Source organism: Mesorhizobium sp. M1E.F.Ca.ET.041.01.1.1, assembly GCF_003997355.1.
Lineage (GTDB): Bacteria > Pseudomonadota > Alphaproteobacteria > Rhizobiales > Rhizobiaceae > Mesorhizobium.
On sequence record NZ_RZSL01000413.1, the window covers coordinates 1 to 5,598 of the forward strand.

Here is a 5,598-nt window from a genome sequence, read left to right on the forward strand (position 1 = left end):
TGCCGCTGCCGGCAGGCTGCCTGCCGACGCTCTGGAATGCCGACGCCCGCTTCCGTCAGGCCTATCTCGAGGAGTTCCCCGGTTTCTACAAGACGGCCGACGCCGGCATGGTGGACGAGGACGGTTATCTCTATGTCATGGCCCGCACCGACGACATCATCAACGTCGCCGGCCACCGGCTTTCGACCGGCGCAATGGAGGAGGTGCTGGCCGCGCATCCGGATGTCGCCGAATGCGCGGTCATCGGCATCGCCGATGCGATGAAGGGTCAGGTGCCGCTCGGCTTCGTCGTGCTCAATGCCGGGGTGTCGCGCGACACCGGCGCCATCGAAAGCGAGGTGGTGGGCCTGGTGCGCGAACGGATCGGTCCGGTCGCCGCCTTGAAGACGGTGGTGACGATCAAACGGCTGCCGAAGACGCGCTCCGGCAAGATCTTGCGCGGCACGATGCAGAAGATCGCCGATAAGGAGGAATGGGCCATGCCGGCGACCATCGACGATCCTGCAATCCTCGATGAGATCACGGCGGCGCTCAAGGGACGCGGCATCGGGATCTAGTCTAGAGCAATTCCAGGAACTGTGAAACGGTTGGGCTCGGCGACTTCGCCGTAGCCTTCCGTCCGGAATTGCGTCAAAACAAAGAGGTGGAGCGGTTTGCCGTTTCGGCGAAACGGTGAACCGATCCAGGCCGGTTCGCCGGCGCCCGCGGGCAGCGCTGCCACGAATTCGTCCCGCAGTGCAATCGCCTGTTGTGCAATGCAGCAACAGCCCCTAAAGTTCGTCTGGGGGGCCATTCCGAAGGCACGGCATGGCTCAGCACAAGACAACATTCGGCGGCGTCGACATATTGCGTTTCCTGGCCGCCGTCATGGTGATGTTCTATCACTATGGTTTCTGGGTATGGGCGTTTCCCGGCGGTGTCTCGGCGCGCGCCACCGGCGGCATCCCTGCCCACCCCGAGATGGCCTTCGTCGGCTCCGGCTGGGTCGGCGTGCAAGTGTTCTTCGTCATCAGCGGCTTCGTCATCGCCTTCAGCGCGGAGAATTCGACGCCACTCAAGTTCTTCGAGGCGCGCGTCAGGCGGCTGGCGCCGGCGGTCTGGGTCTGCGCGCCGATCTCGGCCGTGGTGCTGCTCATGGTCGGCCTTTCCTGGCCGACGGACGCGGTGGTGCGGCTTGCCCGCACCGCGCTGTTCGTGCCCTTCGAGCCATGGGTGGACAGCGTCTACTGGACGCTCGGCATCGAGATCGCCTTCTATGCCATCGTCTGGATCCTGCTGCGGCTCGGCCGCTTCGACCTGATGGAAGCGGCCGCCATCATCATCGGGCTGGCCAGTACGCTGTTCTGGTGCCTCTATTTCGCCTTCGGCTGGACCGATTTCGCGGAGACGCGCTGGCTGCAGCTTACCCTGGTGCACCACGGCGCTTTCTTCGCCGTCGGCGTGCTGCTCTGGCTGATGCGCTTCAAGGCGGTGACCATCCCGCGCCTCGGCTTCATTGCCCTGTTCCTCGTCGGCGGCGTGCTGCAGATCGTCAGCTCGGTCGACGTGCACAGCATCAAGGTGGAAGCCGCGATGCCTTACGCGCCGCCGATCATCGTCTTCCTCGCCGCGATTGCGCTGATGGCATGGTCGCTCAGGCTCGATCTTTCCTGGCGCGGCTGGCGCCGGATCGGGCTGATGACCTATCCACTTTACCTCCTCCACGATGTGGTCGGCGCGGCGATGCTCGGCGCCCTGATCCGGGCAGGCGTGCCCTACCTCGTCTCGATCCCGGTCGTCGGAGCAGCCATGATCGCCGCAAGCTGGCTGGTGGCGGCCGAGGCCGAGCCCCGCGTCCGGCTTCTGCTCGACCACACGCTTTTCCGCTACCGGCTCAGGGCCGCCTGAGACAAAACAGCGCCAGCTCCCGCAGCGGCGGTGCGTTGCCGTCGGTGTGGAATTGTTTGCATTCGGCGTGATATCGAGGCGCATTCCAGTGCGAGTACCCGAGCCTCAACCCGTGAGCCTGTTCCAGCGATCGAGACGACCCCGACCCTTGCCGCGCGAACGGCTGGTGATGGATATGCGGGATACCGTCGTCTACGCGATTGGCGATGTGCATGGCTGCCATGACGAGCTGCGCGCGCTGGAGCAGAAGATCCAGCTCGACGCGCAGCAGTTCCGCGGCCGCAAGATCATCATCATGCTCGGCGACTATGTCGACCGCGGGCCGCAGTCGCGCCGCGTGATCGAACATCTCATGGCGCCGCCGCCGAAAGGCTTCCTGCGCGTCTCACTGGCCGGGAACCACGAGGTGGCGATGCTCGCCTATCTCGACGGCTATCTGTCGCGGGAGCCGTGGCTCCGCGTCGGCGGACGGGAGACGCTGTTCTCCTACGGCGTCGACCCGGAGCGGCTGGCAGCCCTCTACGGTTCAAGCGACGAGGTGGACGCCCGCATCCGATCGGCCATTCCGGCCGCCCACGTCGCTTTCATGCGCACGCTGCCGGTGATGATCTGTTCGGACAACTTCGTCTTCGTCCATGCCGGTATCCGGCCCGGCATCGCGCTCGAAGCGCAGGACGAGGCCGACCTGCTCAACATCCGCGAAGAGTTCTTCCGCGCCGTGCATCGCCTCGACCGGTGGGTGGTGCATGGACACACCATCGTGGACGTTCCGAAACTCGACGGCCGCCGGCTCGACATCGACACCGGCGCCTTCCAGACCGGACGGCTCACGGCGGTCAGGATCGTCGGCAAATATGGCCGGATGCTGTCGAGCAAGGACTGAGGGAGAGTTCCTTAGAGTAGTTCGGACCGATCCGAGTATTCACTCCGGAAGACGAAACGCTCGGCAACGCCGTCATGGCGCAGGCACAGTTTGACCGCTCTCAGGTCGGCGCAAGCTCGGCATCTGGAGCGGCGCCAAAGGACAGCAAGTCGCCCTGCCATTTGCTGCGCTTGAGGAACTGTTCCCAAGTCACGGCATCCGGATCGATTTTCCGACTCCAGGTCAGATCGCGCTCAGGGGCGTAGTAGCCATATTCGACGGCGTATTCGACCATACCCACCAACTCGCGTACGAGATGCTCATTGTCGGCGAACCCCGGAAAATGGCGAAACAGGTCTTCACGCGAATAGGCAGACGCATAGTGCGCGCGCTTTCCGGCGACCCGCACAAACGTGTCCACCATTTGTTGCGCCGAGATAAACTCGCCGATCACAGGCAGAACCTCGCCAGCGTATCGTGCCGGGTGGTCGAATATCTCGCGCACCGGCGGGCCGGCCGCTGTCAGCGGATCACAGAACGGCATGGGGATATCCGGCGGCAAGTATATGGCAAACGTTATGCCGTCCTCCCCGCCCCGCGGCACATAGTATTCCAGGAAATTTGTGTAGTAAAACGCCAGATAGACAAACGAACTACGGACGGGCAAGCCGCGAATATAGTCCTCTACCTTTGCCTTGTCCGTGAAATGCGGCGCCCACTTCGTGCCGCCGGTGATGGCTTCGACATTTTCGAGTCCGCTGAACACCACGTGCTCAACGCCAGCGGCCACCGCCGCATCGGCCAACTCCTTGCCCAGGCTAAGTTCGGGTTCCGCCGGCGGCACCTTGACGATGGGCGGCGTCATCAAGAATGCTCCAGCCGAGCCTTTCATTGCTTCGGTCAGATCGGCCTGCCTGCCGAGCTCAAGAGGCGCCACCACGACCTCGGCACCCTTCTTCGCCAGGGCCTGCGCGGGTTGGCTGTCGAGGCGCCGCGTCAGGGCGCGTACCCGGTAGCGCCCACTGTCGAGCAAGGAATTGGCGACGCTACGGCCTTGCTTGCTCGAGGCACCAACAACGGTAATCAGAGGTTTTGTATCGGCTTGGCTCATGCTGGTTATCCTGGTTGTGGGCGGAACCGCTTCCGCCCGCGATCGACCTCCACCACGGCCTCAGGCGCGCCGCGTGTCGGCCTTGACCACGGAGTCTCGGCTGGCGCGAGCTATATTGGAAATTATAAAAATGTTCGGCTACTATCCGTCCTGTGAATACCAAGCGCCTGGACCTCAATCTGTTGGTTACCCTGGAGACGCTGCTGGTGGAGCGGAACGTCACGAAGGCGGCTGCCCGACTGCACCTGAGCCAACCCGCGGTAAGCGCCCAGCTGAACCGTCTCAGGCGCGAGTTCGATGACCCGCTGCTAATTCCTGCCCAGCGAGGTATGACGCCGACGGTCAAAGCAATGGAGTTGCTCGATCCGTTGCGCCAAGCGCTTGATCAAGTTCGCGCCACGGTCGCTTCGCATAGGAACTTCGATCCGGCGAAGGCCAACCTGACCTTCGCAATCGCTTGCACGGACTATCTACAAGCGGCCGTGGTCAAGCCGCTCGTTGTGGAACTCAGGACGCGAGCGCCCGGTGTTCGCGTCGCGATCCGCAATCTGGACGTGGCGCAGTTGGAAGCGCAGATGGCGCGCGGCGACGTGGATTTGGCGCTCATGACGCCGCAGGCGGCCCCGCCAAGTCTTCGCACTCGCCATCTGTTCGATGAGCGCTATGTGCTCATCGGCCGCCGGAAGCATCCACGGCTGCGGGACGGAATCACGGTCGCTGAATTTGCTGAGCTGGAGCAAGTGATCGTATCTTTGGACGGAGGCAGCTTCGTGACGCCGTTGGACAGCGCTTTGGCTGCTCTCGGACACAAGCGCAACGTGGTGCTCTCTGCGGCTTCGTTCCTGTTTGTCCCCGAGATCGTGTCTCGCTCGGACTTCGTGGCGCTGGTCCCGGAACGGCTGGTCCGCAACTCGGCGGACCAGCTTGAAGTGATGGACTGTCCACTCCCCGTTGAAGGCTTTGCTGTGGGAATGGTTTGGCATGAGCGCAATCACGGACACAGCGGCCAACGCTGGATCCGTGAAGCTGTTGTCTCACTTGTCGCGCGTCAATCCTCGCCCCAGGCGCGCGATAGTCACGACTAGGCGGCCTGCTTGGCGCGCGCGTCCGACTTCTCCAGGTAATAGCTCGAATAGCGGTCGAAGAACCTTTCAGAGCCGCCGAGCGAGCCGTATTTCGCCAGCTTCTTCAGCTCGACCTTGTTGAGCACCGCGCCGACGATCTTGTCGGCGATATAGGGCTCCTGCTCCAGCATCGAGCGCACCATGGCGCGTGGCGTGCGGCCCCATTCGGTGACGAGCACGAAACCGTCGACCAGCGGCGCGAAGGCCTTGGCGTCGACCACGGGCCCGAGCGGCGGCAGGTCGACGATGACGTATTCGAAGGTCTCCCTGGCGTTCTCGATGAAGCGGCGCATGCCGGCCGAGCCCAGAAGCTCGCTGGTGTGCGAAAACTGGCCGCGCAGCACGGCGGGGATGATCGCCAGCTTAGTCTGGCGGTCGACCTTGCCGACCGACTGCCAGGTCTGCCCGTTGACCACCGCCTCCATCAGCCCGTGCTCGGCTTCCATGCCAAGGCTGCGGCTGAGGCCGGGATTGCGCAGGTCTCCATCGATCAGCAATGTCCTGGCGCCGTTGGCGGCAAGCAGGCCAGCGAGGTTTGCCGCAACCGTCGACTTGCCTTCGCCGGGCAGGACCGAGACAACGCCGATCACGCGGCTGCCCTTGTCTTCCATCAC

Annotated in this window: 5 protein-coding genes and 1 pseudogene; 4 read left to right on the forward strand and 2 right to left on the reverse strand. The window is 63.6% G+C overall.

Features of this window, described 5'->3' with window-relative positions; translation table 11 throughout:
• The 3 genes and pseudogenes from EOA38_RS26290 to EOA38_RS26300 form a co-directional block, all read left to right on the forward strand.
• A pseudogene (locus EOA38_RS26290) lies at positions 1-557 on the forward strand (AMP-binding protein); the annotation flags it as partial.
• 250 nt (positions 558-807) lie between these two features.
• Positions 808-1,887, forward strand: a complete 1,080-nt coding sequence (locus EOA38_RS26295) for an acyltransferase (RefSeq protein WP_127300603.1) — start codon at positions 808-810, stop codon at positions 1,885-1,887.
• A gap of 175 nt (positions 1,888-2,062) precedes the next feature.
• A complete protein-coding gene (locus EOA38_RS26300) occupies positions 2,063-2,770 on the forward strand; it encodes a metallophosphoesterase family protein (RefSeq protein WP_348627540.1) in 708 nt (235 codons plus the stop codon).
• Positions 2,771-2,870: 100 nt separating this feature from the next.
• Here EOA38_RS26300 and EOA38_RS26305 read toward each other — a convergent pair whose 3' ends face one another.
• On the reverse strand, positions 2,871-3,860 hold the full coding sequence (locus tag EOA38_RS26305) for an NmrA/HSCARG family protein (RefSeq protein WP_127300604.1): 990 nt from the start codon (positions 3,858-3,860) through the stop codon (positions 2,871-2,873).
• A gap of 152 nt (positions 3,861-4,012) precedes the next feature.
• On the opposite strand from EOA38_RS26305, the gene EOA38_RS26310 reads away from it, so the two are divergent.
• Positions 4,013-4,945, forward strand: coding sequence for a LysR family transcriptional regulator (locus tag EOA38_RS26310; RefSeq protein WP_127300605.1), 933 nt, complete (start codon positions 4,013-4,015; stop codon positions 4,943-4,945).
• Here EOA38_RS26310 and EOA38_RS26315 read toward each other — a convergent pair.
• A partial coding sequence (locus EOA38_RS26315) for a polysaccharide biosynthesis tyrosine autokinase (protein WP_127300606.1) occupies positions 4,942-5,598 on the reverse strand: 657 nt, incomplete at its 5' end. The two genes, EOA38_RS26310 and EOA38_RS26315, sit on opposite strands and share 4 nt — an antisense overlap.

Coding starts and splice junctions, on each gene's coding strand:
- EOA38_RS26300 (WP_348627540.1), top strand. CDS start 2,063: ATGCGGGATACCGTCGTCTACGCGATTGGCGATGTGCATGGCTGCCAT.
- EOA38_RS26295 (WP_127300603.1), top strand. CDS start 808: ATGGCTCAGCACAAGACAACATTCGGCGGCGTCGACATATTGCGTTTC.
- EOA38_RS26305 (WP_127300604.1), bottom strand. CDS start 3,860: ATGAGCCAAGCCGATACAAAACCTCTGATTACCGTTGTTGGTGCCTCG.